The organism is Serratia sp. CY37869, from assembly GCF_052168895.1.
Lineage (GTDB): Bacteria > Pseudomonadota > Gammaproteobacteria > Enterobacterales > Enterobacteriaceae > Serratia > Serratia ureilytica.
Genome location: NZ_JBJNLU010000001.1, coordinates 119,017 through 145,763 on the forward strand (window position 1 = coordinate 119,017; position 26,747 = coordinate 145,763).

A 26,747-nucleotide genomic window follows, 5' to 3' on the forward strand; every position below is an offset into this window, starting at 1 on the left:
CGAAATTATTTTAGTTTTTGGAAGTGATGTACGGAGCACAAGAGCAATGAAATTACCGATTTATCTGGATTACTCAGCAACGACGCCGGTTGACCCGCGCGTTGCTGAGAAGATGATGCAGTTTTTGACCCTGGACGGCACTTTCGGCAACCCGGCTTCCCGTTCCCACCGTTTCGGTTGGCAGGCGGAAGAGGCGGTAGACATCGCCCGTAACCAAATCGCCGAACTGGTGGGCGCCGATCCGCGCGAAATCGTCTTCACCTCCGGGGCGACCGAATCCGACAACCTGGCGATAAAAGGCGCTGCCAATTTCTACCAGAAAAAAGGCAAGCACATCATCACCAGCAAAACCGAACACAAAGCCGTGCTCGACACTTGCCGTCAGCTGGAGCGCGAAGGGTTTGAAGTCACCTACCTGGCGCCGCAGAGCAACGGCATCATCAGCCTGCAGGATCTCGAAGCGGCGATGCGCGATGACACCATCCTGGTCTCCATCATGCACGTCAACAACGAAATCGGCGTGGTGCAGGATATCGAAGCGATCGGCGAAATGTGCCGTGCGCGCGGTATCATCTACCACGTTGACGCCACCCAGAGCGTGGGCAAACTGCCTATCGATCTGAGCAAGCTGAAAGTCGACCTGATGTCGTTCTCCGGCCACAAAATCTATGGCCCGAAAGGCATCGGCGCGCTGTACGTGCGTCGCAAGCCGCGTATTCGCATCGAAGCGCAGGTACACGGCGGCGGTCACGAGCGCGGCATGCGTTCCGGCACCCTGCCTGTCCACCAGATCGTCGGCATGGGCGAAGCTTATCGCATCGCCAAAGAAGAGATGACCGAAGAGATGGCGCGTCTGCGCACCCTGCGCGATCGTCTGTGGAACGGCGTGAAAGATATGGAAGAAGTGTATCTGAACGGCGATCTGGAGCACGGCGCACCGAACATCCTGAACGTCAGCTTCAACTACGTTGAAGGCGAGTCGCTGATCATGGCGCTGAAAGACCTGGCCGTTTCTTCCGGTTCAGCCTGTACCTCCGCCAGCCTCGAGCCGTCCTACGTGCTGCGCGCGCTGGGCATGAGCGATGAATTGGCGCACAGCTCGATCCGTTTCTCCCTGGGGCGTTTCACCACGGAAGAAGAGATCGACTACACCATTCAACTGGTGCGTAAATCCATCGGCCGTCTGCGCGATCTGTCCCCGCTGTGGGAGATGTTCAAGCAGGGCGTGGACATCAACAGCATCGAATGGGCGCATCATTAATTCTCAGGTTTCAGGAGCAAGGTCATGGCTTACAGCGAAAAAGTAATCGATCATTATGAAAACCCGCGCAACGTGGGTTCTTTCGACAACGAAGATCCTACCGTCGGCAGCGGCATGGTAGGGGCGCCGGCTTGCGGCGACGTGATGAAGCTGCAAATCAAGGTTAACGATGAAGGCATCATCGAAGACGCGCGCTTTAAAACTTACGGCTGCGGTTCCGCCATCGCCTCCAGCTCGCTGGTGACCGAATGGATGAAAGGCAAGTCGCTCGATCAGGCTGAAGCGATCAAAAACACCCAGATCGCCGAAGAGCTGGAATTGCCGCCGGTCAAAATTCACTGCTCGATCCTGGCTGAAGACGCCATCAAAGCAGCGATTGCCGACTATAAGAGCAAGCATAGCGCCGAGTAATTTGTCTGAGTCGGCCCGGCCGCGCCGGGCTTTGATTTGAAGTGTGAGGTTGTGATGTCTATTACCATGAGCGACAGCGCTGCGCAGCGTGTTCAGGCGTTTTTGACGAACCGCGGCAAGGGTCTCGGCCTGCGTCTGGGAGTGCGAACTTCCGGCTGCTCCGGGATGGCCTACGTGCTGGAATTTGTTGACGAAGCCAACGATGACGACATCGTGTTTGAAGACAAAGGCATCAAGGTGATCATCGACGGCAAGAGCCTGGTCTACCTTGACGGCACCGAGCTTGATTTCGTTAAGGAAGGCCTGAACGAAGGCTTCAAGTTCAACAACCCGAACGTCTCAAGCGAGTGCGGCTGCGGCGAGAGTTTCAACGTCTGACAGTCCATCGTGCTCCCCCGTTTCGGCGGGGGAACTTCATCCGCTAACGCCCAGAGCACGCTATGGATTACTTTACTTTATTCGGGCTGCCAGTTCGCTACACCGTGGACGGCAGCCTGCTTGCGTCCCGCTTCCAGGATCTGCAGCGCCAATTCCACCCCGATCGTTTCGCCAACCAGCCGGAGCGCGAACGCCTGATGGCGTTGCAGCAGGCGGCGACCATTAACGAAGCCTACCAGGCGCTGAAGCACCCGTTAAAACGCGCGGAGTATATGCTATCGTTGCACGGCTTCGATCTGGGCAACGAACAGCATACGATGCGCGACACCGCGTTCCTGATGGAACAGCTGGAACTGCGCGAAGAGCTCGACGCCATTGAGCGCAAGCCGGAGGCGGAAAGCCTGCTGGCCGATTTCGGCGCGCGGCTGGCCGCCTCGGTCAAACAGCGCAGCGCGCTGATGCTGCAGCAGTTGGACAGTGAGCAGTGGGCGGACGCCGCCGATACCGTGCGCAAGCTGCGCTTCTTGGACAAACTCCAGCAACAGGTTGAACAACTCGAAGAAAAACTGCTGGGTTTTGAGTAACACCTTCTGATTCTGATTGTGGAAGCTTCAACATGGCCTTATTACAAATTAGTGAGCCTGGCCTCAGCGCCGCGCCGCACCAGCGACGTCTGGCCGCCGGCATCGACTTGGGCACCACCAACTCGCTGGTCGCCACGGTGCGCAGCGGGCAAGCGGAAACGCTGGCCGACGAACAGGGTCGCCATTTGCTGCCTTCGGTAGTGCATTATCAGGCGGACGCGCAGCGCGTCGGCTGGGAGGCGCGCCAACAGGCGGCGCAGGATCCGGCCAATACCGTCAGCTCCATCAAACGCATGATGGGCCGCTCGTTGGCGGACGTGCAGCAACGTTACCCGAACCTGCCGTACCAATTCCAAGCCAGCGACAACGGCCTGCCGCTGATCGTCACCGCCGCCGGCGCGGTTAACCCGGTCGGCGTCTCCGCCGACATCCTGCGAGCCCTGTCCGCGCGCGCGCAAGCGGCGCTGGAAGGCGAGCTGGATGGCGTCGTGATCACCGTTCCCGCTTACTTCGACGACGCGCAGCGCCAGGGCACCAAAGACGCGGCGCGTCTGGCCGGCCTGCACGTTCTGCGTCTGTTGAACGAACCCACTGCGGCCGCGATCGCCTATGGGCTGGATTCCGGCCAGGAAGGGGTGATCGCGGTTTACGATCTGGGCGGCGGCACCTTTGATATCTCCATTCTGCGCCTCAGCCGCGGCGTGTTCGAAGTGCTGGCCACCGGCGGCGATTCCGCGCTGGGCGGCGACGACTTCGATCACCTGTTGGCCGACTGGCTGCGCGAGCAGGCCGGCGTGGCCGATCGCAGCGACCACGGCGTGCAGCGCCAACTGCTGGATGCCGCCATCGCCGCCAAAATCGCGTTGAGCGATGCCGACAGCGTGCGCGTCGAGGTGGCTGGCTGGCAGGGTGAAGTGACCCGCGCCCAGTTTGAAGCGCTGATCGCTCCGTTGGTGAAACGCACGCTGATGGCCTGCCGCCGCGCGCTGAAAGACGCCGGCGTCGCCGCCGACGAGGTACTGGAAGCGGTGATGGTCGGCGGTTCCACCCGCGTGCCGCTGGTGCGTGAGCAAGTGGGCGCCTTCTTCGGCCGCACGCCGCTGACGTCGATCGATCCGGATAAAGTGGTCGCCATCGGCGCCGCGATCCAGGCCGACATTCTGGTGGGCAACAAGCCGGACAGCGACATGCTGCTGCTGGACGTGATCCCGCTGTCGCTGGGCCTCGAAACCATGGGCGGTCTGGTGGAGAAAGTGATCCCGCGCAACACCACCATTCCGGTGGCGCGCGCGCAGGAGTTCACCACCTTTAAAGACGGCCAGAGCGCGATGATGATCCACGTGCTGCAGGGCGAGCGCGAGCTGGTGCAGGATTGCCGTTCGCTGGCGCGCTTCACGCTGCGCGGCCTGCCGCCATTGCCTGCCGGGGGCGCGCACATTCGCGTCACTTTCCAGGTGGATGCCGACGGTCTGCTGAGCGTTACCGCGATGGAGAAATCCACCGGCGTCGAAGCCTCGATCCAGGTCAAGCCGTCGTACGGCCTGTCGGACAGCGAAATCGCCGGCATGATCAAGGATTCGATGGCCAACGCGCAAAGCGACGTGGGCGCGCGCAAGCTGGCGGAGCAACGCGTGGAAGCCGCGCGGGTGCTGGAAAGCCTGCAGGGCGCGCTGGCCACCGACGCCGCGCTGCTGAGCGAGGCGGAAAGCCAGGCGATCGCCGCCGCGACCCAGGCGTTGCAGCAGGCGGCGCAGGGTGAAGATCCCGCCGCTATCGAAGACGCCATCAAAACATTAGATGCACAAACGCAAGATTTTGCCGCGCGCCGCATGGACGCTTCCATTCGCCGCGCGCTGGCTGGCCATTCTGTGGATGAGGTTTAACCATGCCTAAAATTGTTTTCCTGCCCCATCAAGATCTGTGCCCGGAAGGGGCGGTTCTGGAAGCCGAAAAAGGGGAGTCGATCCTCAACGTTGCGCTGCGCAACGGCATTGAAATCGAGCATGCCTGCGAGAAATCCTGCGCCTGCACCACCTGCCACTGCATCGTGCGTGAAGGCTTCGATTCGCTGGAAGAGAGCAGCGAGCTGGAAGACGACATGCTGGACAAAGCGTGGGGGCTGGAGCCGGAAAGCCGTCTGAGCTGCCAGGCGCTGGTCGCCGACGAAGATCTGGTGGTCGAAATGCCGCGCTACACCGTCAACCACGCGCGTGAGCATTAATTGTTAGCCGCAGCGTCAACCCGGAGATCATAATGGGACTGAAGTGGACCGACAGCCGTGAAATCGGCGAAGCCCTGTACGACCAATACCCGGACACCGATCCGAAAACCGTGCGTTTTACCGACATGCATCAGTGGATCTGCGATCTGGAAGAGTTCGACGACGATCCGCAGGCTTCCAACGAAAAAATACTGGAAGCGATCCTGCTGGTCTGGTTAGATGAAGCGGAGTAAATAGCGTAACGGGCTGCCATGGGCGGCCCGTTTATTTTGTATCCGACATACCCGTCGTCTTTCAAACCGCAGCGTTGTTACCTGCACGATCACACCCCAGTCACTTACCTGAGTAAGCTCCTGGGGATGAGATCGCTGGGCGCCTAGCTGCAATTTGAAATCCATAGGGTATGCAATAAAGCCCTAATGAAATAATAAAGGGAACATCCGGAGTAAGAAGGCTATGACAACAGAATTCATGCAGGTCACGCTGTCGCAACAACCTGCCGACGCCCGTTGGGGCGAAAAAGCGCTGCTCAGCACCAACGGCGAAGGGATGACCATCCACCTGACCGGCGCCGACAAGCTGGGCGCGATCCAGCGCGCGGGCCGCAAAATTGACGGTCAGGGCATCAAAAACGTCAAGCTGGCCGGCGACGGTTGGGACTTGGAAAACAGCTGGGCGTTTTGGCAGGGTTACCGCGGGCCGAAAGGGCAGCGCAACGTCGAATGGGCCGAGCTGCCGGAAGCCGCGCGTCAGGAGCTGGATAAGCGCCTGAAGATCGTTGACTGGGTGCGCGACACCATCAATATGCCGGCGGAAGAGCTGGGGCCCGAGCAGCTGGCGACCCGCGCCGTCGATCTGATGTGCGACGTCGGCTGCGATGCCGTCAGCTACCGCATCACCAAGGGCGAAGATTTGCACGAGCAGAACTATGCCGGCATTCACACCGTCGGCCGCGGCTCCGAGCGCCCGCCGGTGCTGCTGGCGCTGGACTTCAACCCGACCGGTAACCCGGACGCGCCGGTGTTCGCCTGCCTGGTCGGCAAGGGCATCACCTTCGATACCGGCGGTTATAGCCTGAAACAGAGCGCCTTTATGGACTCGATGAAGGCTGACATGGGCGGCGCGGCCACCATCACCGGCGCCCTGGCGTTGGCGGCGGCGCGTGGCCTGAAGCAGCGCGTGAAACTGTACCTGTGCTGCGCCGACAACATGGTCAGCGGCAACGCTTTCAAACTGGGCGACATCATTCGCTACCGCAACGGCAAAACCGTTGAGGTGATGAACACCGATGCGGAAGGGCGCCTGGTGCTGGCCGACGGCCTGATCGACGCTTCTGAGCAGAACCCGCAGCTGATTATCGACTGCGCCACCCTGACCGGCGCGGCCAAAACCGCGGTTGGCAACGACTACCATGCGCTGTTCAGCTTCGACGACGCGCTGGCGCAGGAGCTGCTGAGCAGCGCCGCCGCCGAACAAGAGCCGTTCTGGCGTCTGCCGCTGGCCGAGTTCCACCGCAGCCAGCTGCCGTCCAACTTCGCTGAGTTGAACAACGTGGCCGGCCCGGCCTACACCGCCGGCGCCAGCACCGCGGCGGCCTTCCTGTCGCACTTCGTCAAGAATTACCAGCAAGGCTGGCTGCACATCGACTGTTCCGCCACCTACCGCAAAGGCGCGGTGGAGCAGTGGTCGGCCGGCGCGACCGGTTTGGGCGTGCGTACCCTGGCCAATCTGCTGCTGAGCAAAGCCAAATAATTGAACGCCCGCCGCGTCGGGCGCTAGAATGCGCATTATCTTCGGGGCCCAGCATGCTGGGCCTCGTTATTTGATCCCTGGAGTTTGCCATGAGTTCCCATCATCACGATGCCGCCCCGAGCGAGAACGAGCTTGAACGCCTGCTGAAGCTGGCGGTGACGGAGCCGGCCCACCGTCCGGCGTTCTTCCGTGAACTGCTCGACGCCACGGTGCTGATCCTCGGCGACAGCGAGCAGGTGCAGCAGGACGGCGACATTACGCTGAACGCGGATACGCCGGTCAATATCCAGCATTGGGAAAAGCAGGACGGCGGCAGCATCATTCCGTTCTTCACCTCGCTGGAAGCGTTGCAGAAGGCCGTTGAGGACGAACAGCCGTTCATCGCCATGCCGGCTCGGGTGCTGTTTGAAATCACCCAGGGCGCGGATCTGTTCCTCAACCCGAAGGCGGAATACGGCAAAGAGTTCTACCCGGAAGAGGTGGCGATGCTGCTGGCGACCGGCGGCGTCGTCAAACCGGTTGAGCATTACGTCGACAAAGAGACCCAAATCCTGTTGGGGCAGCCCGAAGAGTACCCGTCGGCGATGGTGGATGCGCTGACCACGCTGTTCAGCCAGCGCAAACCGGTGCGCCGCGCGTTTCTGGCGCTGATGCACGACCAGGCGGCGGACGAGAAGCCGAATCTGCTGATCGGGCTGGAAGTGGATGCAGAACCGGCGGAGATCGAGGCGTTGATCAACGAGGCCGGCAGCGTCGCCAGCGAAACGGCGCCGAATGACGAACCGGTCGATTTCTGCCTGGTGTCGGAGAAAGAGCGCGGCATCAGCCACTACCTGATCGCCCATACGCAGCCGTTTTATCAGCGCCGCTGGGGCAGCTGGCTGCGCAATTTGATCCCGTCCACCGACAAGACCCAGTAACGCGGCGCGTGGTCGGAAATGCCGCAGGAAGATCATATTTTTTTAATGAAATGTTGATTTTCCCGTAGGCAAGCGTTAACGGCGCACATATAATCTGCGCCACTTGAGAAGGCCGGCAACATTGCAGACCGGCCTGTTTTGGAAGTCATACAGAGGCCATCATGACCGTAGAACGTACCTTTTCCATCGTTAAACCAAACGCTGTAGCCAACAACGACATCGGCGCTATCTACGCGCGTTTCGAGCGCGCCGGTTTCAAAATCATCGCCGCTAAAATGCTGCGTCTGACTCGCGAGCAAGCTGAAGGCTTCTACGCTGAGCACAAAGGCCGCCCATTCTTCGACGGTCTGGTAGAGTTCATGACCTCCGGCCCAATCATGGTGCAGGTTCTGGAATCTGAAAACGCCGTGCAGCGCAACCGCGACATCATGGGCGCAACCAACCCGGACAACGCACTGGCCGGCACCCTGCGCGCCGACTACGCGGACAGCTTCACCGCTAACGCCGTTCACGGTTCCGACTCCGTTGAATCCGCACAGCGTGAAATCGCTTACTTCTTCAACGAAAGCGAAATCTGCGCACGTTAATCGTGCCGTTTCTGAGCTGATAGCCAGGCATTCACCGGCTGAAACAATAAAAATGCCCTGAATGCCTTTCAGCCATAGAAACCCGCTACTAAAATTTGTACAATGCCGCGCCCCTGATAAGACGACTTGTCAGGGGCGTGTTTTTAGTGCCGCCACCCGAATCTCGCGGGCTGAAATGCACAACTTACTGTCCATTCTTTAGCGCCATAACGTGTAATAACGAGGCCAGAGATCATTATGTTAGAACCCATCACGTCCGAGCACACCGTGTCTGAAAATAATTCGCTGACTACCCCCTCCGTTAACGTGGAGCAACCGGCTGCGGCCAAAATCAACCTGCTGGATCTGAACCGCCAGCAAATGCGCGAGTTCTTCGCCGAAATGGGCGAGAAACCGTTCCGCGCCGATCAGGTGATGAAGTGGATTTATCACTACTGCTGCGACGATTTCGAGCAGATGACCGACATCAACAAAGTCCTGCGCGGCAAGCTGCAGCGCGTGGCGGAAATCCGCGCGCCGGAAGTGGCGGAAGAACAGCGCTCGGCCGACGGCACCATCAAGTGGGCGATCAAGGTGGGCGATCAGCAGGTCGAAACCGTGTACATCCCGGAAGCCGACCGCGCGACGCTGTGCGTCTCCTCGCAGGTGGGTTGCGCGCTGGAGTGCAAATTCTGTTCGACGGCGCAGCAGGGCTTCAACCGCAACCTGCGCGTGTCGGAAATCATCGGCCAGGTGTGGCGCGCGGCGAAGATCATCGGCGCACTGAAGGTGACCGGCCAACGCCCGATCACCAACGTGGTGATGATGGGCATGGGCGAACCGCTGCTCAACCTGAATAACGTGGTGCCGGCGATGGAAATCATGCTGGACGACTTCGGCTTTGGCCTGTCCAAACGCCGCGTGACCCTGTCTACCTCCGGCGTGGTGCCGGCGCTGGACAAGCTGGGCGACATGATCGACGTGGCGCTGGCCATTTCGCTGCACGCGCCTAACGACACCATCCGCGATGAGATCGTGCCGATCAACCGCAAGTACAACATCGAGACCTTCCTGTCCGCGGTGCGTCGCTACCTGGAGAAATCCAACGCCAACCAGGGGCGCGTCACCGTCGAGTACGTGATGCTGGATCATATCAACGACAGCACCGACGATGCGCATCAGTTGGCGGAAGTGCTGAAAGACACGCCGTGCAAGATCAACCTGATCCCATGGAACCCGTTCCCGGGCGCCCCTTACGGCCGCAGCTCCAACAGCCGGGTGGACCGTTTCTCCAAGGTGTTGATGGAATACGGCTTTACGACTATTGTTCGTAAAACCCGCGGTGACGATATCGACGCCGCCTGCGGGCAACTGGCGGGTGAAGTGATCGACCGTACCAAGCGTACCCTGAAAAAGAAAATGGCCGGGGAACCTATCAACGTACGGGCGGTCTGAATCCTATAGCACCTTTTTTGTTATCTAACAGCCTGTTATGCGAGATGTTGACGCTAATGGGCGTTAGCTGACGGCCGATAAGGAAATGAATGCGGGCATGAAGCTGAAACTGTGGGGTGTGTGGCTGGCGGTCGGGTTGTTGGCCGGGTGTTCCGGCTCATCGCCGGAAAAGGAAGCACAGGTCGCTGAGGCGGGCCAGACGCGGTTGCAGCTGGGGCTGGAGTACCTGCAGCAAGGTGACATGGACGCCGCGCGCCAGAACCTGGAAAAGGCGCTGGACGCGGCCCCGCAGGATTACCGCACGCAGTTGGGCATGGCGCTCTACGCGCAGCGGATCGGTGAAAACGCCGCGGCCGAACAGCGTTATCGGCAAGCGCTCAAACTTGCGCCGGGCAATGGCACCGTACTGAATAATTACGGTGCGTTTCTTTGCAGTTTAGGGCAGTATGTACCGGCGCAACAGCAGTTTAGCGCTGCGGCGCTGGCGCCCGATTATGGTCAGGTCGCTGACAGCCTGGAAAACGCAGGTTACTGTTTTCTCAAGGCCGGACAAAACGATGAAGCGCGCACGCTGTTGAGCCGCGCGCTGAAAGTCGATCCGGACAAAGGCGCTCCGCTGTTGGCGGAGGCCGAAAAGCAATTTGGAGAAGGGAAGCGCGCCCAGTCGCAACTTTTATTGGATGTTTATCAGCATGTTCTGCCGGCTAGCGCCAGCAGCTTATGGTTACAGATTCGTTTCGCCGCGTTAGCCGGCCGTCAGGATAGCGTTCAACGCTATGGCAAGCAGTTAGCGCGAAGTTTTCCACAATCCAAACAGTACCAGCAGTTCTTAGCTAATGAATACTGAAGCCTCCCAAGATAAAACCGTATCCATGACGACGGGCCAGCGCCTGCGTCAGGCCCGTGAGCAACTCGGGCTGAGCCAACAGGCCGTTGCAGAACGCCTGTGTCTCAAAATGTCCACCGTGCGCGATATCGAGGAAGACAGCGTGTCCGCTGACCTCGCGTCCACCTTCGTGCGCGGCTACATCCGTTCCTACGCCAAGCTGGTGCATTTGCCGGAAGACGAACTGCTGCCGATGCTGGCCAAGCAGGCGCCGTTGAAGATGGCGAAAGTGGCGCCGATGCAAAGCTTCTCGCTGGGCAAGCGCCGCAAGAAACGCGACGGCTGGCTGATGAGCTTCACCTGGCTTATCGTGTTCGTGGTGATTGGCCTGACCGGCGCCTGGTGGTGGCAAAACCACAAGGCGCAGCAGGAAGAGATCGCCACCATGGCCGATCAATCCTCCGCGCAGCTTTCACAGAATAACGAAGGGCAGTCCGTGCCGCTGACGGACGGCAACGCCGACGCCGGCACCAACGTGCCGTTGACCGACAACAGCGCCGCGCCGGCCGATACCGGCGCAGCGGCTCAGGCGCCGGCGGCGACCGCCCAGACGCCGGGCGCGGCTCAGCAACAGCCTGCCGTGGTGTCGCCAAGCCAGACCACCCTGCCGGAAACCGCGCCGGCGGCGCAATCGCCGCTGCCGACCGCCGATGCGGGCGTGGCTGCGCCGGCGGCCGATCCGAACGCGCTGGTGATGGATTTCTCCGCCGACTGCTGGCTGCAGGTGACCGACGCGAGCGGTAAAACGCTGTTCAGCGGCACCCAGAAGCAGGGCGGCAAGCTGAACCTGACCGGCACTGCGCCGTACAAACTGACCATCGGCGCGCCGGCGGCAGTACAGATCCAGTATCAGGGTAAACCGGTTGATTTGAGCCGGTTCGTTAAGTCAAACCGTGTTGCTCGCCTGACCGTCGCCGCGCAGTAATCGCGCGGCCCCGGTCGTGATGTCAGAGCAGCAATGGAGAGTAAGTAATGCATAACCAAGCGCCCATCAACCGTCGAAAATCTACACGCATTTACGTCGGCAAGGTGCCTATTGGTGATGGCGCGCCGATTGCCGTGCAGTCGATGACCAACACCCGTACCACCGATGTTGAAGCAACGGTTAATCAGATTAAAGCGCTGGAGCGCGTGGGCGTCGACATCGTCCGCGTTTCGGTTCCTACCATGGACGCCGCCGAGGCGTTCAAGCTGATCAAGCAGCAGGTCAACGTGCCGCTGGTCGCCGATATCCACTTCGATTATCGCATCGCGCTGCAGGTTGCCGAATACGGCGTGGACTGCCTGCGCATCAACCCGGGCAACATCGGCAACGAATCGCGCATTCGCTCGGTGGTGGACTGCGCCCGCGACAAGAACATCCCGATTCGCATCGGCGTCAACGGCGGTTCGCTGGAGAAAGATCTGCAGGAAAAGTACGGCGAACCTACGCCGGAAGCGCTGCTGGAATCCGCCATGCGCCACGTGGATATCCTCGATCGCCTCAACTTCGACCAGTTCAAGGTCAGCGTCAAGGCGTCGGACGTGTTCCTGGCGGTGCAATCCTACCGTCTGCTGGCGTCGCGCATCGATCAGCCGCTGCATCTGGGCATCACCGAAGCCGGCGGCGCGCGCAGCGGGTCGGTCAAATCGGCCATCGGCCTGGGCATGCTGCTGTCTGAAGGCATCGGCGATACCCTGCGCATCTCGCTGGCGGCGGATCCGGTCGAAGAGGTGAAGGTCGGTTTCGACATTCTGAAGTCGCTGCGCATCCGCGCGCGCGGCATCAACTTCATCGCCTGCCCGACCTGTTCGCGTCAGGAGTTCGACGTGATCGGCACGGTGAACGCGCTGGAGCAGCGCCTGGAAGACATCATCACGCCGATGGACGTCTCTATCATCGGTTGCGTGGTGAACGGCCCGGGCGAAGCGCTGGTGTCCACCATGGGCGTGACCGGCGGCCACAAGAAGAGCGGCTTCTACGAAGACGGCGTGCGCCAGAAAGAGCGTTTCGACAACGAACAGATGATCGACCAGCTGGAAGCGAAGATTCGCGCCAAGGCCGCGATGATGGACGAAAGCAACCGTATCACGGTCAATCTGCTGGAAAAATAAGCGTTATCGCTACACGGCGGGCCTGTTGGCCCGCTTGTTTATGCACCTGAAGGGCGGAAAACCGCATCCGCGTTGAATACCGGGCGGCAAAGTCCCTATAATCAGGTTCATTTTTACAGACAACGGACAGAGAACTCACGTGGCAAAGAACATTCAAGCCATCCGCGGCATGAACGACTACCTGCCGGAAGAAACGGCATTATGGCAGCGTATTGAAGGCACCCTCAAGCAGGTGCTGGGCGGCTACGGTTACAGCGAAATCCGGTTGCCGATTGTAGAGCAGACCCCGTTATTCAAACGCGCGATCGGCGAAGTGACCGACGTCGTGGAAAAAGAGATGTATACCTTCGAAGACCGCAACGGCGAAAGCCTGACGCTGCGTCCGGAAGGGACGGCCGGCTGCGTGCGCGCCGGCATCGAACATGGTCTGCTGTACAATCAGGAACAGCGTCTGTGGTACATCGGCCCGATGTTCCGCTACGAGCGCCCGCAAAAGGGCCGCTATCGCCAGTTCCATCAGCTGGGCGCGGAAGTGTTCGGCCTGCAAGGCCCGGATATCGACGCCGAGCTGATCCTGCTGACCGCCCGCTGGTGGAAAGCGCTGGGCATCGCCGAGCACGTCAAGCTGGAGCTGAACTCCATCGGTTCGCTGGAGGCGCGCGCCAACTACCGCGATGCGCTGGTGGCGTTCCTGGAGCAGCACGTCGAGGTGTTGGACGAAGACTGCAAACGCCGCATGTACAGCAACCCGCTGCGCGTGCTGGACTCCAAGAATCCTGAGGTGCAGGCGCTGCTGAACGACGCGCCGCGCCTGTCCGAGTACCTGGATGAAGAATCCCGTGCTCACTTCGCCGGTCTGTGTGAACTTTTGGCGCAGGCAGGTATCCCATATACCGTTAACGAGCGCCTGGTGCGCGGTCTGGATTACTACAACCGCACCGTGTTTGAGTGGGTGACCACCAGCTTGGGCGCGCAGGGCACCGTCTGCGCGGGCGGCCGTTACGACGGTCTGGTCGAGCAGTTGGGCGGCCGCGCCACTCCGGCGGTCGGTTTCGCCATGGGCCTGGAGCGTCTGGTGCTGCTGGTGCAGGCGGTCAACCCGGAATTCAAGGCGCCGTCGGCTATCGACGTGTACGTCATCTCTTCCGGCGCGGGCACCCAGAGCGCGGCGATGCAGCTGGCTGAACAGGTGCGCGACGCGGCGCCGCAGCTGAAGCTGATGACCAATTACGGCGGCGGCAACTTCAAGAAGCAGATCACCCGTGCGGACAAATGGGGCGCGCGCATCGCGCTGATCCTGGGCGAGAGCGAAGTGGCGGCGCAGCAGGTGGTGGTGAAAGACCTGCGCAGTGGTGAACAAGAAACGCTGGCGCAAAGCGAAGTCGCTGCGCGTCTGGCTTTGATGTTAGGTTAAGGAGAAGGACACCGTGGAAGTCTATACCACTGAAAACGAACAAGTCGACGCACTGCGTCGGTTCTTTGCCGAGAACGGCAAAGCGCTGGCGGTGGGCGTGGTGCTCGGAATTGGTGCCCTGGTTGGCTGGCGTTACTGGCAGAGCCATGAAAACTCCAACATGATGGCGGCATCGCAATCCTATCAGGAAGCCAGCGATCGTCTGGCGGCCGGCAAGCCGGATGACGTGGCTGCCGCAGAGAAATTTGTCCAGGCCAACGGCAATAGCTACGGCGTACTGGCCGCGCTGCAATTGGCTAAGCACTTTGTCGAACAGAATGATTTCGCCAAGGCGGAACAACAATTGGCGCTGGCTCAGGGCCAGACCAAAGACGACAACCTGTTGGCGATGATCGACCTGCGTCTGGCGCGCGTCCAGCTGCAGGAGAAAAAGCTGGATGAAGCGCTGAAAACGCTGGATGGCGTGAAAGGCGAAGGCTGGGCGGCGATGATGCAGGATGTGCGCGGCGATGTGCTGCTGGCGAAGGGCGACGCCAAGGGCGCGCGCGAAGCTTACAGCAAAGGCATTGAGTCCAACGCTTCTCAAGCGCTGCAGGTTCTGCTGCGCATGAAATTGAATAACTTGTCCAGCTAAGGGGAATTCCCATGCAATTGCGTAAAACACTCTTGGTCGGACTGGTTTCCGCTGCCTTGCTGAGTGGTTGCTCGCTGTTTAACAGCGAAGAAGACGTGGTTACCATGTCGCCGTTGCCGAAAGTTGAAAATCAGTTTACGCCGAACAAGGCGTGGAGCACCTCGGTGGGCGACGGTATCGGTGAGTATTACTCCCACCTGCGTCCGGCCTATCAGGACAGCACCATTTACGCCGCCGATCGCTTCGGCATCGTGAAAGCGATGGATGCCGACAGCGGCAACGAGAAGTGGAAGGTCAATCTTTCCGAGAAGACCGGCTTCTTCTCCAGCAACCTGTCTGCGCTGCTGTCGGGCGGCCTGACGGTTGCGGGTGACAAGGTTTACGTCGGCAGCGAAAAAGCGGTGGTTTACGCATTGAACACCGCCGACGGCGCCATCGCCTGGCAGACCAAAGTGGCCGGCGAAGCGATCTCCCGTCCGGTTGTCAGCGACGGCATGGTGTTGGTGCATACCTCCAACGGCATGCTGCAGGCGCTGAACGAAGCCGACGGCGCGGTGAAGTGGACGGTTAACCTGGATATGCCTTCGCTGTCGCTGCGCGGTGAATCCGCGCCGGCCGTCGCCTTTGGCGCCGCCATCGTCGGCGGTGACAACGGCCGCGTCAGCGCCGTGCTGATGCAGCAGGGCCAACTGATCTGGCAACAGCGCATTTCTCAGCCGAGCGGCGCGACCGAAATCGATCGCCTGAACGACGTGGACACCACGCCGGTGATCGTTGACGGCGTGGTCTACGCGCTGGGTTACAACGGCAACCTGACGGCGCTGGATCTGCGTTCCGGTCAGATCATCTGGAAACGCGAGCTGGGTTCGGTGAATGATTTCATCGTCGACGCGGGCCGCATCTACCTGATCGACCAGAACGATCGCGTGGTGGCGCTCAGCACCGAAGGCGGCGTGACCGTGTGGACGCAAAGCGATCTGCTGCACCGCAACCTGACGCCGCCGGTGATGTATAATGGTTATCTGGTGACCGGTGACGCCGAAGGCTATCTGCACTGGGTCAACACCACCGATGGCCGTTTTGTCGCCCAGCAGGAAGTGGACAGCTCCGGCTTCCTGTCTGCGCCGATGGTGGCCGGCGACAAGCTGATCATCCAGGCTCGCGGCGGGAAAGTTTACGCTTTCACCCGCTAACGCCGCTCGTCGTAACCCTTCTTGCACCCGAATGATTTCGGGTTGCAGCCAGGCGGCAAGCGCATGAGTCCTCGGGAGCTTAGTGAGCTAAGTGACCGAGGCGAAGGTGCGCAGACAACGCCGCTGTGGCGCGAAAGATGAAGGGGAAAACGGCTCCTGAATGTTCAGGGGCCGTTTCGTATTTTATAAGCTGCACCGCTGGTGTCTATCCACAGTGCAGTAACGCATTGATTATTAAGTAATGAGGCTTCAACAATGATACCTGTCGTCGCGCTGGTCGGGCGCCCGAATGTGGGTAAATCCACCTTGTTCAACCGTTTAACCCATACGCGCGATGCGCTGGTGGCGGATTTCCCGGGGCTGACGCGTGACCGCAAGTATGGTCGTGCTGAAATCGAAGGCAATGAATTTATCATCGTCGATACCGGCGGCATCGACGGCACCGAAGACGGCGTCGAAACGCGCATGGCCGGTCAGTCGCTGCTGGCGATCGAAGAAGCGGACATCGTGCTGTTCATGGTCGACGCCCGCGCCGGCCTGATGCCGGCGGATCAGGGCATCGCCCAGCACCTGCGCAGCCGCCAGAAGGCGACATTCCTGGTGGCCAACAAGACCGACGGTCTGGATCCGGACACCGCCACCGCCGATTTCTACTCGCTCGGTCTGGGTGAAGTGTTCGCTATCGCCGCTTCTCACGGCCGCGGCGTGACCCAGCTGATTGAACACGTGCTGGTGCCGTTCGTGCCGGAAAAACCGGAAGACGTCGAGCTGACCGAGGAAGAGGCCAACGCCGCTTACTGGGCCGAGCAAAACGGCGAAACGCTGGAAGGCGAAGAAGACGAAGAGCCGGAAGAAGCGTTCAATCCGCAGGATCTGCCGATCAAACTGGCGATCGTCGGCCGCCCGAACGTAGGTAAGTCTACGCTCACTAACCGTATCCTCGGCGAGGAGCGCGTGGTGGTGTATGACATGCCGGGCACCACCCGCGACAGCATCTACATTCCGATGGTGCGCGACGAACGCGAATACGTGCTGATCGACACCGCCGGGGTGCGCAAACGCGGCAAGGTGACCGAAACCGTCGAGAAATTCTCGGTGATCAAGACCCTGCAGGCGATTGAAGACGCCAACGTGGTGCTGCTGGTGATTGACGCGCGTGAAGGCATCTCCGATCAGGACCTCTCGCTGCTCGGCTTTATCCTCAATAGTGGGCGCTCACTGGTGATTGCGGTCAACAAGTGGGACGGCATGAGCGAAGAAGATCGCGAGCACGTGAAAGAGATGCTCGATCTGCGTCTGGGCTTCGTCGACTTCGCGCGCGTGCACTTTATTTCCGCCCTGCACGGCAGCGGCGTCGGCAACCTGTTCGAATCGGTACAGGAAGCCTACGAGTGCGCAACCCGTCGCGTAAACACCTCGATGCTGACCAAAATCATGCAGATGGCGGTTGACGATCACCAGCCGCCGTTGGTGCGCGGCCGCCGCGTGAAGCTGAAATACGCCCACGCCGGCGGTTACAACCCGCCGATCGTGGTGATCCACGGCAACCAGGTCAGCGATCTGGCCGATTCGTACAAGCGCTACCTGATGAACTACTTCCGTCGCTCGCTGAACGTGATGGGGACGCCGATCCGCATCCAGTTCAAAGAGGGCGACAACCCGTTCGCCGGCAAACGCAACCTGCTGACGCCGACCCAGATGCGTAAGCGCAAACGCCTGATGAGCCACCTGAAAAAGAGCAAGTAATCGCTCATGAGGGGCGCGGCAGTGATGCCGCGCCCCTTTTTTATTGGCCCGAAATCGTTTTATTATCTGAAGATTACCTCGCCTGTCTGAAGGAACACCATGTCCTGGGAAACCTGGAGTTTTGCGTTCGACGTCACCGTGCCCAATCTGCTGATGATGCTGCTGGGGATCCTGTTGCGCCATTGGCGCCTGATGGATGACCGCTTCGTCGACGGCGCGACCCGCCTGGTGTTCAATCTGGCGCTGCCGTGCCTGCTGTTTTTCAGCATCGCTACCAACCATCCGCAGCTGCTCGGCAATCTGCCGCTGGTGCTGTTCGGCGCGGTCGGCACGCTGGCGACCTTCCTGCTGCTGGAGCTGGCGGCCAGGTGGGTGGTGAAAGAACCGCGTGAGCGCGGGGTGTTCGTGCAGGGCGGGTTTCGCGCCAACACCGCCATCGTCGGTCTGGCCTACGCCATGACCGCCTACGGCAGCGAAGGCATTGCGCTCGCCTCGCTGTACCTGACGGTGACCGTGATCCTGTTCAACATACTGTCGGTCATCACCCTCACGCGCAGCCTGCAGGGCGGGCAGGGCAAGAAAATCAGCCACCTGTCGCTGCTGCGCAGCATTGTCACCAATCCGCTGATCATCGGCCTGGTGTGCGGGCTGCTGTATGCGCAAACCGGGCTGGGTATCCCGACCGTGATCCGCCAAACCGGCAGCTATATCTCCGCGCTGTCGCTGCCGTTGGCGCTGCTGTGCACCGGCGCCAGCCTGGATTTCCGCGCCATGTTCCGCTCGTCCAACGTGGCGGCGCTGTCGTCGGCGGCCAAGCTGTTTCTGGTGCCGTTCCTGATGACGCTGGCCGGCTGGCTGTGCGGGTTTCAGGGGGCGGCGTTGGGCATCATCTTCCTGTTTTCCGCCACGCCGACCGCTTCGGGCAGCTATGTGATGACGCGCGCCATGGGCGGCAACGCCACGCTGGCGGCCAACATTATCGCTATCACCACCGTCGGGTCGTTCTTCACCACCGCGTTGGGGATCTATTTCTTGCGCTCATGGGGCGTGATTTAACCTGGGAGCTGTTATGGATGCGCATTGTCCGCACTGTCGTCAGACCATGAATTGGGTAGCGGGTCACTACCATTGTGCCGCCTGTCAGCGCGATTATCGGCAGCTGGCGAGCTGCCCGGAGTGCGGGCAGCCGCTGCAAGAGTTGAAGGCCTGCGGGGCGGTGGATTACCTGTGCCAGAACGGGCACGGGCTGATCTCCAAAAAACGGGTGAATTTCAGCTATCAGCCGCTGTAAGCCCTCACTCATCCACCTGGCCGGTTTTCCACAGATCCACCAGCGCCTGCGGCGCGCTGCTTTCCGGGATTAACAGCACGATCTCGGTGCTCAGGGTGGGGCTGGTGTAGTTGATCTGTACGCGGTAGTAGCGCTGGTCGCCGCAGCCGGGGGAGTTGGGTTGGCCCTCTTCCTGGGCGTACGGCAGCGTCTGATTCAGCAACTGATTCAGGCGCTGCCGTTGCTCCGGCGTGATATCGGCCAGCGCAATGCGGCGCTGGCCCGCCAGTTTGGGAATGTAGGCGAAGCCTCCCTCGCGCGCCAGCTCAATGACCGTATCCTGATTGAGCGTCGGCAGCGGTTTCATTACTCCACCCCCACCTGATGCCAGGCCTGTTGCACCTTGTCCGCCACGCTTTGATCGAAACGCGCCTGCGCGTGTTTCACCGTGGCGCGGGCGAAGGTGGCGAAGTCGGCGTTTTGCGGCAGCGCTTTGTCGCACACTGTGTCATACCAGACGTAGCCGGCTTTTTCCCAGGCGAAGCCGCCCAGCGCGGTTGCCGCCAGGTAGAACGCGCGGTTGGGAATGCCGGAGTTGAGGTGCACGCCGCCGTTGTCTTCCTTGGTCTGGATGTAATCCTTCATGCTGGCAGGCTGCGGGTCTTTGCCCAGCAGCGGGTCGTCGTAGGCGGTGCCGGGCGCTGACATCGAGCGCAGCCCTTTGCCTTTGATGCCCTTGGCGAGCAGACCGGCGCCGATCAGCCAGTCTGCTTTATCGGCGGTTTGCTGCAGGTGGAATTGCTTGACCAACGAACCGAACACGTCAGACAGCGATTCGTTGAGCGCGCCGGACTGCTGGTAGTAGATCAGCCCAGCCTCGCTCTCGGTCACGCCGTGCGCCAGCTCGTGGCCGACCACGTCGATGGCGATGGTGAAACGGTTGAAGATCTCGCCGTCGCCGTCTCCGAACACCATCTGCTGGCCGTTCCAGAAAGCGTTCTGGTACTCCTTGCCGTAGTGCACGCTGCCGACCAGCGGCAGCCCTTTATTATCCAGCGAATTGCGCCGGTAGGCCTGCCAGAAGAAATCGTAGGTGACGCCGAGATAGTCGTAGGCCTCGTCCACCGCCACGTCGTGGTTGCTGGGCTGCCCCTCCTTGCGCACCTGTTTGCCGGGCAGTTGGGTGCCGTTCTGGGCGTCGTAGATATCGCGGAGCGCTTCGCCGGCTCGGGCGTTTTTCTCGGTCGGTGAACGCAGCGGCTTGTTGCCGAGCAGGCTTTGCACGTGGTTCAGGGTGTGCAGCGCGCAGTCGCGCTGCGGGGCGTTACCGTGTTCAATAATGCGGCGCAGCATGTAGGGAGGAATAACGGAACGCATGCGCTGGGCTGGCATAGTGGCTCTCCTTAGGCAAAAAATTTACCTCATCGAATGAATGCACTGAGCCTAAGTGTAGTCTACTCGTCATAAAGCCTGTGGTTATGCGTGCTCACCGCCGGGGTGGTCTTGTGGGGACTGATGCGCCGCACCGAGGCCCGTACCGCCAACCGGCCATGCAGCAGCAGGTTGCACGGCGGCGCGTCGGTGCGCAGCATGCGCCGCTGCAGCAGCTGGATCGCCTCGTAGCCCAGCTCATCGCGCGGCACCTGTACCGAGGTCAGCGGCACGTCGTGTATTTCCGCCAGGTTGAAGCCATCGGTGCTCATCACCGATACGTCGCCCGGTACGCTCAGCCCCAGCTTGTTGAGCGCCTTGACCGCCCCGACCGCCATGTAGTCGCCGCCGGCCAGGATCGCCGTCGGCAGCGGGGCGCGGTTCAGGTAGGTGCTCAGCGCCTGTTCGGCCTCTTCGCTGCCGAAGCCGGAAGTGGTCACCAGATGGCGGCCGTCGTCGAACGGCAGATGATGCCGCGCGTAGGCCTGCCGGATGCCCGCCAGCCGCAGCTCCATGGTGTGGCGGCGCAGACACTGCAGGTTGAGAATATGGCTGTGCCCCTGCTGGAACAGATAGCTGGCGGAATAGTCGCCGATCAGCTGATGATCCGGCGAGACGCTGTCCAGCCGCATCTGCCGATCGGTGCAGTTGATCAGCACGCAGGGCTTGGGCAGATCGGCCGCCAGGGTATGGATGTGTTCGTCGTCGATGCCGATGATCAGCGCCGCTTCGGTGTGCGGATCGCTCATTTTTTCCAGAAACAGCGCGCCGTCGCTGTGCTGCTCTTCCAGGCCGCAGTAACGGATGCGCACCTCGTGCTGCATCAGTGCGGCGGCGATGCCCTGAATGACCTTGTAGTAGAAGATATCGGTGCGCACGTCGAACGCGCGCTGCGGCGCGAACACCATCACATTGTTCAACATCAGTCGGCCGCTGGAAATGCCCTGTAGAATGCCGTTTTGCTGCGCGCATTCCAGCACCTTGCGGCGCGCTTCGGCGCTGGTGTTGGCCTTGCCCGCCAGCACGCGGGAAACGGTGCTGATCGACAGCCCGGTTTGGCGGGCGATCTCCTGGATTTTCAGCTTTCCGTTCATTTTGTGATCTCCTTCAAATTCGTCCATGAGAATATTTTCACTGCGGCTTTTCAGCACTTTGACTGGATCCTGCGGCCATTATGACTATTTTTTCACCCGCCTGTGAAAATCTTTGCAAAAAACCCCGTTTCGCTGTGCGTGATCGCTGAGTAGTCTGCATTGGTACACCAATTTTAACGACTTGTCAGTCCAATTTTAACGGTGTGCAAAGAAGAAAACAAAAAATAAATCATGGGGTTGTGATGGACTGCCGGTCCGTTATGTGGGCGTTGGCCTGTGTTCACCGTCCCCTTTTGATAGCGCAACGTACCCTACCAATGCGCGCGTCGCTGTCATGGGCGGCCGCGGGGAGAGAACCGATGAGTGTGGAGATCAATCAGACGGTCGCGCAGAGCGGCCGGCGCAAGTTCAAATCGCTACGCTGGTGGATGCTGGCGCTGTTCTTGTTGGGCGTCACGGTCAACTACATTACCCGCAACTCGCTGGGCATTCTGGCGCCGGAACTGAAAACCAGCCTGAACATGAGCACCGAGCAATATGCCTGGGTGGTGGCGTCGTTCCAGTTGGCCTATACGGTATTTCAGCCGATCTGCGGCTGGCTGATCGACGTCATCGGCCTGAAGATGGGTTTTCTGATCTGCGCGGGCATTTGGGCGGTGGTGTGTATGCTGCACGCCGGTGCCGGCAGCTGGTTGCAACTGGCCATTTTGCGCTTCTTCATGGGGGGCGCGGAGGCGGCGGCCACTCCGGCCAACGCCAAGGCGATCTCCGACTGGTTCCCGAAGAAGGAGCGTCCGATCGCCGCCGGTTGGGCGGGCGTCGGTTTCTCCATCGGCGCCATGCTGGCGCCGCCGATCATCGTCATCGCCCACGTCTCCTTCGGCTGGCAGGGCGCGTTCCTGTTCTCGGGCGGGCTGGCGCTGATCTGGGTAGTGCTGTGGTGGCTGTTCTACCACTCGCCCCAGCAGCACCCGAACCTCAGCCAACAAGAGCTGGATCTGATCCGTGAAGACAACGAGCCGGTGCTGCCGAAGCTGCCGTTCTTCACTTCACTGACCAGCCTGTGCAAGAACAAGAAATTCTATGGCATCGCCATCCCGGCCTTTCTCGCCGAGCCGGCCTGGGCGGTCTTCAGTTTCTGGGTGCCGCTGTACTTGGCCACCGAACGCGGCATGGATCTGAAGCAGATCGCGATGTTCGCCTGGCTGCCGTTCCTGGCGGCGGATATCGGCAGCGTCGCCAGCGGCTATCTCACCACCCTATACCGCAAATGGTTCGGCTGCAGCCGCGTCAACTCGGTGGTCGCCAGCTCGGTGACCGGCGCTTTCCTGATGGTGTCGCTGGCGTTCGTGGCGATCACCCAAGATCCCTATGTGGCGATCGCGCTGATCTCGATCGGCGGATTCGGCCATCAGGTGATCTCCTGCATGCTCAGCGCCCTGGTGGTGGAATCGTTCGATAAAAACCAAATGGCGACGGTCAACGGCATGCGCGGCTCCAGCGCCTGGATCGCCAGCTTCCTGTTCACGCTCCTGATCGGCGCGGTATCCGACACCCTCGGTTTCAACCCGCTGTTTATCGCGATGGGCTTCTTCGATTTGATCGGCGCCCTGTTCTTGATCGCCCTGATCGCCGAGCGCGGCGGTAAGAAAACCCCTTCACACAGCTAAGTGGAATATGTATGAAAACGTTGAAAAATTGGACGCTGGCGGCGCAGCATGCCGACCACGTCGAGCTGCTGGTCGATGAACGCCACCGTTTCTGCCTGTACGTGCTGGAAGACGGTCTGTTCCGCGTGTTGATCAAACGTGAGGGCGAGCTGGCGCTGGATCGCACCTGGAGCATTGCGCCGCAGGAGGATGTGCCTTGGGAGGGGCGCGATCGGCTCAGCGTCGCTGGTTTCAGCCTGCCGGGCTATCAGCTGCGCCGGGAGGGCGATCGGCTGGTGGTCAGCACGCCGCTGCTGCGCGTGACGGTGCATCAGCCGCTGTGGCTGGCGTGGGAGTATTGCAATGCCGCCGGCGAGTGGCGGCCGCTGGCGGCGGATCGGCCGACCAGCGCCTACCTGCTCAACGCGCACGGCGACGGCGTGGCGCATTACCAGCGGCGTTTCGCCGATGAGCGCTATTACGGCCTGGGGGAGAAGGCCGGCGATCTGGAACGCACCGGCCGCCGCTTCGAGATGCGCAACCTGGACGCGATGGGCTACAACGCCGCCAGCACCGATCCGCTGTACAAGCACATTCCGTTTACCATCACCCGCGGGCCGGAGGCGAGCTTCGGCCTGTTCTACGACAACCTGAGCAGCTGCTGGCTGGATCTGGGCAACGAGATCGACAACTACCATACGGCCTACCGCCGCTATCAGGCCGAAGCGGGCGATCTGGATTACTACCTGTTCCTCGGGCCGAAGGTTTTGGATGTCACCAAGGCGTTCGTGCGCCTGACCGGCCGCACCCACTTCGGGCCGAAGTGGAGCCTGGGCTACAGCGGTTCGACCATGCACTACACCGACGCGCCGGACGCCCAGCAGCAGCTGCAACAGTTCATTGCGCTGTGCCGTCAACATGCCATCCCCTGCGACTCTTTCCAGCTGTCGTCGGGCTACACCTCGATCAACAACAAACGCTACGTGTTTAACTGGAACTATGACAAGGTGCCGCAGCCTAGGCTGCTCAGCCAGGCGTTTCACGACGCCGGCCTCAAGCTGGCGGCCAACATCAAGCCGTGCCTGCTGCAGGATCATCCGCAGTATCAAGAGGTGGCGGCGCAGGGGCTGTTTATCCGCGATTCGCAAAGCGACGCGCCGGAACGCTCCAGCTTCTGGGACGACGAAGGATCGCACCTCGACTTCACCAATCCGGCGACGGTGCGATGGTGGCAGCAGGGCGTCACACAGCAGCTGCTGGAGATGGGCATCGATTCGACCTGGAACGACAACAACGAGTACGAAGTGTGGGACGGCGAAGCACGCTGCCACGGCTTTGGACGGCCGATCGCCATCAAACATCTCCGCCCGGTGATGCCGCTGCTGATGATGCGCGCCTCGATGGAGGCCCAGTTGCGCTTTGCGCCGCAGCGGCGGCCGTACCTGATCTCGCGCTCCGGCTGCGCCGGCATGCAGCGCTACGTGCAGACCTGGAGCGGCGATAATTGCACCAGCTGGCAGACGCTGCGCTACAACATTCGCATGGGGTTGGGCATGAGCCTGTCCGGATTGTATAACCTCGGCCATGACGTCGGTGGCTTCTCCGGTGACAAACCGGACGCGGAGCTGCTGGTGCGCTGGGTACAAAACGGCGTGATGCACCCGCGTTTCACCATCCACTCCTGGAATGACGACGCCACGGTCAACGAACCCTGGATGTACCCGGCCGCCACCCCGGCGGTGCGCGAGGCGATCAACCTGCGTTACCGGCTGCTGCCGTATTTCTACACGCTGCTGTGGCAGGCCTGCGCCGACGACGAGCCGATGCTGCGCCCGACTTTTCTCGATCACGAACAGGATGCGCGCACCTTTGGCGAAAACGACGATTTTCTGATTGGCCGCGATCTGCTGGTGGCCAGCGTGGTGGAGCCGGGGCAACGTCGCCGTTCGGTGTATCTGCCGGATAACGGCGAAGGCTGGTACTGCTTCTACAGCGGCCAGTGGTTCGGCGGCGGCCAGACGGTGACGCTGGCGGCGCCGTTGGAGCGTCTGCCGCTGCTGGTGCGCGCCGGGGCGGCGCTGCCGCTGTCGCAGCGGTTGGCGCATGTGGACGTGGCCGCCGACGATCGGCGCGAGCTGCGGCTGTTTCCGCTCAAGGGCGGCGGGGCGAGCGGCGGGCTGCTGTTTGAGGACGACGGCGAAAGCGACGGCTGGCGGCAGGGCGAGGCGCTGTGGCTGCGCTGGGAAATGCGCTGCGACCATCAGCGCATCATGCTGGATATCACGACGGAAGGGCATTTCCGCCCGGCCTGGCGCACGCTGACGCTCAGCCTGCCGGAAGGCGAAACGCGCGCGCTGTGGGTGAACGGTGAACCGGGCGAGCGTTTTACGCTGGAGTAGGGCTTACTCGGCCGCGCGCTTCTTGCGTGGCTTTTTGGCGACGGTGATGGTTTTCACCTCGCTTTCCACCCAGCCATCCTGCAGGCGGGTTTTCAGCAGCTCGCCGACCTGCGCCTGCTTGGTGGTTTTCAGCAGCTCGCCGCGCGGAGTTTGCGTCACGCTGTAGCCGCGCGCCAGCGTCGCCAGCGGGCTGACGGTCTCCAGCTGGCTGCACGCCACGCCGAAACGCTGGCGGTAGGCGTTGAGCTGGCGCTCCATCGCCTGCTGCAGACGGTATTCCTGCTGCTGCACGCGCTGTTGGTAGCGGTGAATGCGGCCCTGCGGCTGCACCTGCGCCAGCCGCTGCTGGACGCGTTCGCTGCGGCGGGCGGCCAGGCGCAGCTGCTGCTGCATGCCGTCTTCCATTCGGCGCTGCAGCTTGAACAGCAGCGTCTGCTGGCGCGCCAGGCGCAGATGCGGATGCTGCTGCTGTAAACGGTGATGAATGCGGGTGAACTGCTGCTGGCGCTGCGCCAGGTAGTAATCCATCGCCATCTCTAGCCGCTGCTGCTGCGACTGCAGCTGGCGCAACAGCTCGAGCTGATTGCGGCTCACCAGTTCGGCGGCGGCGGAAGGGGTCGGCGCGCGCAGATCGGCGACGAAGTCGGCGATGGTGACGTCGGTTTCATGGCCGACGGCGCTGACGATCGGAATGCGGCTGGCGAAGATCGCCCGCGCCACGCGTTCGTCGTTGAAGCTCCACAGATCCTCCAGCGAACCGCCGCCGCGGCCGACGATCAGCACGTCGCATTCATCGCGGCGGTTGGCGGTCTCGATGGCGCGCACGATCTGCATCGGCGCTTCCGCGCCCTGCACCGAGGTGGGGTAGATGACGATCGGCAGCGACGGATCGCGCCGCTGCAATACCTGCAGGATATCGTGCAGCGCCGCGCCGCTGGCGGAGGTGATCACCCCGACGCGTTTGGCCGGGGCGGGCAGCGGCTGCTTGAACTGCTGATCGAACAGCCCTTCGGCGCTCAGGCGCTGTTTCAACTGCTCGAACTGTTGCTGCAGCAGGCCGTCGCCGGCGGGCTGCATGCTCTCGGCGATCAGCTGGTAGTCGCCGCGCGGTTCATACAGCGTGATGCTGGCGCGCACCAAGACCTGCTGGCCGTTTTGCGGCCGGAAGGTGACGCGGCGATTGCTGTTGCGGAACATCGCGCAGCGCACCTGGGCGCGGTCGTCTTTCAGGGTGAAATACCAGTGGCCGGAGGCGGGCTGGGAGAGGTTGGAGATCTCGGCGGAGAGCCAAATCTGCCCCATTTCCATTTCCAGCAGTTGGCGAACCGTCTGATTCAGGCGGCTTACGGTAAAAATGGAAGGCGAAACAGGTAGCGACATGTGACCCAG

Annotated in this window: 26 protein-coding genes; 22 read left to right on the top strand and 4 right to left on the bottom strand. The window is 61.3% G+C overall.

Going from position 1 to position 26,747, the window contains the following annotated elements; translation table 11 throughout:
- The first annotated feature begins 46 nt into the window (after positions 1-46).
- The 20 genes from iscS (at position 47) to ACJ8J1_RS00700 (ending at position 18,806) form a co-directional block, all read left to right on the top strand.
- On the top strand, positions 47-1,261 hold the full coding sequence (gene iscS / locus ACJ8J1_RS00605) for a cysteine desulfurase (protein ID WP_015378780.1): 1,215 nt from the start codon (positions 47-49) through the stop codon (positions 1,259-1,261).
- 24 nt (positions 1,262-1,285) lie between these two features.
- Positions 1,286-1,672 (top strand): Fe-S cluster assembly scaffold IscU, encoded by a 387-nt coding sequence (gene iscU / locus ACJ8J1_RS00610; RefSeq protein ID WP_033635600.1) that lies wholly within the window; start codon positions 1,286-1,288, stop codon positions 1,670-1,672.
- A 54-nt stretch (positions 1,673-1,726) separates the two neighbouring features.
- On the top strand, positions 1,727-2,050 hold the full coding sequence (gene iscA, locus ACJ8J1_RS00615; protein WP_004941410.1) for an iron-sulfur cluster assembly protein IscA: 324 nt from the start codon (positions 1,727-1,729) through the stop codon (positions 2,048-2,050).
- Positions 2,051-2,112: 62 nt separating this feature from the next.
- Positions 2,113-2,634 carry a co-chaperone HscB gene (gene hscB / locus ACJ8J1_RS00620; RefSeq protein ID WP_033644094.1) on the top strand — a complete coding sequence of 174 codons (522 nt, stop codon included), beginning with the start codon at positions 2,113-2,115 and terminating at the stop codon, positions 2,632-2,634.
- 32 nt (positions 2,635-2,666) lie between these two features.
- Entirely contained in the window at positions 2,667-4,517 is a 1,851-nt protein-coding gene (gene hscA, locus ACJ8J1_RS00625) for a Fe-S protein assembly chaperone HscA (RefSeq protein WP_033644093.1), read from the top strand.
- 2 nt (positions 4,518-4,519) lie between these two features.
- Positions 4,520-4,855: an ISC system 2Fe-2S type ferredoxin gene (fdx, locus tag ACJ8J1_RS00630; RefSeq protein ID WP_004941417.1), complete on the top strand. Its 336-nt coding sequence runs from the start codon at positions 4,520-4,522 to the stop codon at positions 4,853-4,855.
- A 32-nt stretch (positions 4,856-4,887) separates the two neighbouring features.
- A complete protein-coding gene (gene iscX / locus ACJ8J1_RS00635; RefSeq protein WP_006327336.1) occupies positions 4,888-5,088 on the top strand; it encodes a Fe-S cluster assembly protein IscX in 201 nt (66 codons plus the stop codon).
- 223 nt (positions 5,089-5,311) lie between these two features.
- Positions 5,312-6,607, top strand: a complete 1,296-nt coding sequence (pepB, locus tag ACJ8J1_RS00640) for an aminopeptidase PepB (protein WP_033644092.1) — start codon at positions 5,312-5,314, stop codon at positions 6,605-6,607.
- A gap of 89 nt (positions 6,608-6,696) precedes the next feature.
- Positions 6,697-7,527: an enhanced serine sensitivity protein SseB gene (gene sseB, locus ACJ8J1_RS00645; protein WP_033644091.1), complete on the top strand. Its 831-nt coding sequence runs from the start codon at positions 6,697-6,699 to the stop codon at positions 7,525-7,527.
- A gap of 161 nt (positions 7,528-7,688) precedes the next feature.
- Positions 7,689-8,114, top strand: a complete 426-nt coding sequence (gene ndk / locus ACJ8J1_RS00650) for a nucleoside-diphosphate kinase (RefSeq protein ID WP_004941424.1) — start codon at positions 7,689-7,691, stop codon at positions 8,112-8,114.
- 237 nt (positions 8,115-8,351) lie between these two features.
- Entirely contained in the window at positions 8,352-9,548 is a 1,197-nt protein-coding gene (locus ACJ8J1_RS00655) for a bifunctional tRNA (adenosine(37)-C2)-methyltransferase TrmG/ribosomal RNA large subunit methyltransferase RlmN (protein WP_004941426.1), read from the top strand.
- 97 nt (positions 9,549-9,645) lie between these two features.
- Complete coding sequence (gene pilW, locus ACJ8J1_RS00660; RefSeq protein WP_033644344.1) at positions 9,646-10,395, top strand: type IV pilus biogenesis/stability protein PilW; 750 nt, start codon at positions 9,646-9,648, stop codon at positions 10,393-10,395.
- Positions 10,385-11,359 carry a cytoskeleton protein RodZ gene (gene rodZ, locus ACJ8J1_RS00665; RefSeq protein ID WP_033644090.1) on the top strand — a complete coding sequence of 325 codons (975 nt, stop codon included), beginning with the start codon at positions 10,385-10,387 and terminating at the stop codon, positions 11,357-11,359. The genes pilW and rodZ overlap by 11 nt, the downstream gene beginning before the upstream one ends.
- 47 nt (positions 11,360-11,406) lie before the next feature.
- Complete coding sequence (gene ispG, locus ACJ8J1_RS00670; protein ID WP_016929756.1) at positions 11,407-12,528, top strand: flavodoxin-dependent (E)-4-hydroxy-3-methylbut-2-enyl-diphosphate synthase; 1,122 nt, start codon at positions 11,407-11,409, stop codon at positions 12,526-12,528.
- Positions 12,529-12,667: 139 nt separating this feature from the next.
- Positions 12,668-13,942: a histidine--tRNA ligase gene (gene hisS, locus ACJ8J1_RS00675; RefSeq protein WP_025303909.1), complete on the top strand. Its 1,275-nt coding sequence runs from the start codon at positions 12,668-12,670 to the stop codon at positions 13,940-13,942.
- A 13-nt stretch (positions 13,943-13,955) separates the two neighbouring features.
- Positions 13,956-14,576: a YfgM family protein gene (locus ACJ8J1_RS00680; RefSeq protein ID WP_033635592.1), complete on the top strand. Its 621-nt coding sequence runs from the start codon at positions 13,956-13,958 to the stop codon at positions 14,574-14,576.
- An 11-nt stretch (positions 14,577-14,587) separates the two neighbouring features.
- The gene (gene bamB / locus ACJ8J1_RS00685) at positions 14,588-15,769 is read left to right on the top strand and encodes an outer membrane protein assembly factor BamB (RefSeq protein ID WP_033644089.1); all 1,182 of its coding nucleotides are present in this window, start codon (positions 14,588-14,590) and stop codon (positions 15,767-15,769) included.
- A gap of 255 nt (positions 15,770-16,024) precedes the next feature.
- Entirely contained in the window at positions 16,025-17,515 is a 1,491-nt protein-coding gene (der, locus tag ACJ8J1_RS00690) for a ribosome biogenesis GTPase Der (protein ID WP_004941442.1), read from the top strand.
- A 99-nt stretch (positions 17,516-17,614) separates the two neighbouring features.
- Positions 17,615-18,571, top strand: coding sequence for an AEC family transporter (locus tag ACJ8J1_RS00695; RefSeq protein ID WP_033644088.1), 957 nt, complete (start codon positions 17,615-17,617; stop codon positions 18,569-18,571).
- Between the two features lie 13 nt (positions 18,572-18,584).
- Positions 18,585-18,806 (top strand): zinc ribbon domain-containing protein, encoded by a 222-nt coding sequence (locus ACJ8J1_RS00700; RefSeq protein WP_004941446.1) that lies wholly within the window; start codon positions 18,585-18,587, stop codon positions 18,804-18,806.
- Positions 18,807-18,810: 4 nt separating this feature from the next.
- Here ACJ8J1_RS00700 and ACJ8J1_RS00705 read toward each other — a convergent pair whose 3' ends face one another.
- The 3 genes from ACJ8J1_RS00705 to ACJ8J1_RS00715 form a co-directional block, all read right to left on the bottom strand.
- Positions 18,811-19,152 carry a protealysin inhibitor emfourin gene (locus ACJ8J1_RS00705; RefSeq protein ID WP_016929750.1) on the bottom strand — a complete coding sequence of 114 codons (342 nt, stop codon included), beginning with the start codon at positions 19,150-19,152 and terminating at the stop codon, positions 18,811-18,813.
- A complete protein-coding gene (locus ACJ8J1_RS00710) occupies positions 19,152-20,177 on the bottom strand; it encodes a M4 family metallopeptidase (RefSeq protein WP_033644087.1) in 1,026 nt (341 codons plus the stop codon). The genes ACJ8J1_RS00705 and ACJ8J1_RS00710 overlap by 1 nt, the downstream gene beginning before the upstream one ends.
- A 62-nt stretch (positions 20,178-20,239) precedes the next feature.
- Positions 20,240-21,310, bottom strand: a complete 1,071-nt coding sequence (locus tag ACJ8J1_RS00715; RefSeq protein WP_033644343.1) for a LacI family DNA-binding transcriptional regulator — start codon at positions 21,308-21,310, stop codon at positions 20,240-20,242.
- A gap of 359 nt (positions 21,311-21,669) precedes the next feature.
- Between ACJ8J1_RS00715 and ACJ8J1_RS00720 the strand changes: the two genes are divergently transcribed.
- Together ACJ8J1_RS00720 and ACJ8J1_RS00725 are read left to right on the top strand one after the other, a co-directional pair.
- Complete coding sequence (locus ACJ8J1_RS00720; RefSeq protein ID WP_033644086.1) at positions 21,670-22,980, top strand: MFS transporter; 1,311 nt, start codon at positions 21,670-21,672, stop codon at positions 22,978-22,980.
- Positions 22,981-22,991: 11 nt separating this feature from the next.
- On the top strand, positions 22,992-25,358 hold the full coding sequence (locus ACJ8J1_RS00725; RefSeq protein ID WP_033644085.1) for a glycoside hydrolase family 31 protein: 2,367 nt from the start codon (positions 22,992-22,994) through the stop codon (positions 25,356-25,358).
- 3 nt (positions 25,359-25,361) lie between these two features.
- Here ACJ8J1_RS00725 and xseA read toward each other — a convergent pair whose 3' ends face one another.
- Entirely contained in the window at positions 25,362-26,738 is a 1,377-nt protein-coding gene (xseA, locus tag ACJ8J1_RS00730; protein WP_033644342.1) for an exodeoxyribonuclease VII large subunit, read from the bottom strand.
- Between the last annotated feature and the right edge of the window lie 9 nt (positions 26,739-26,747).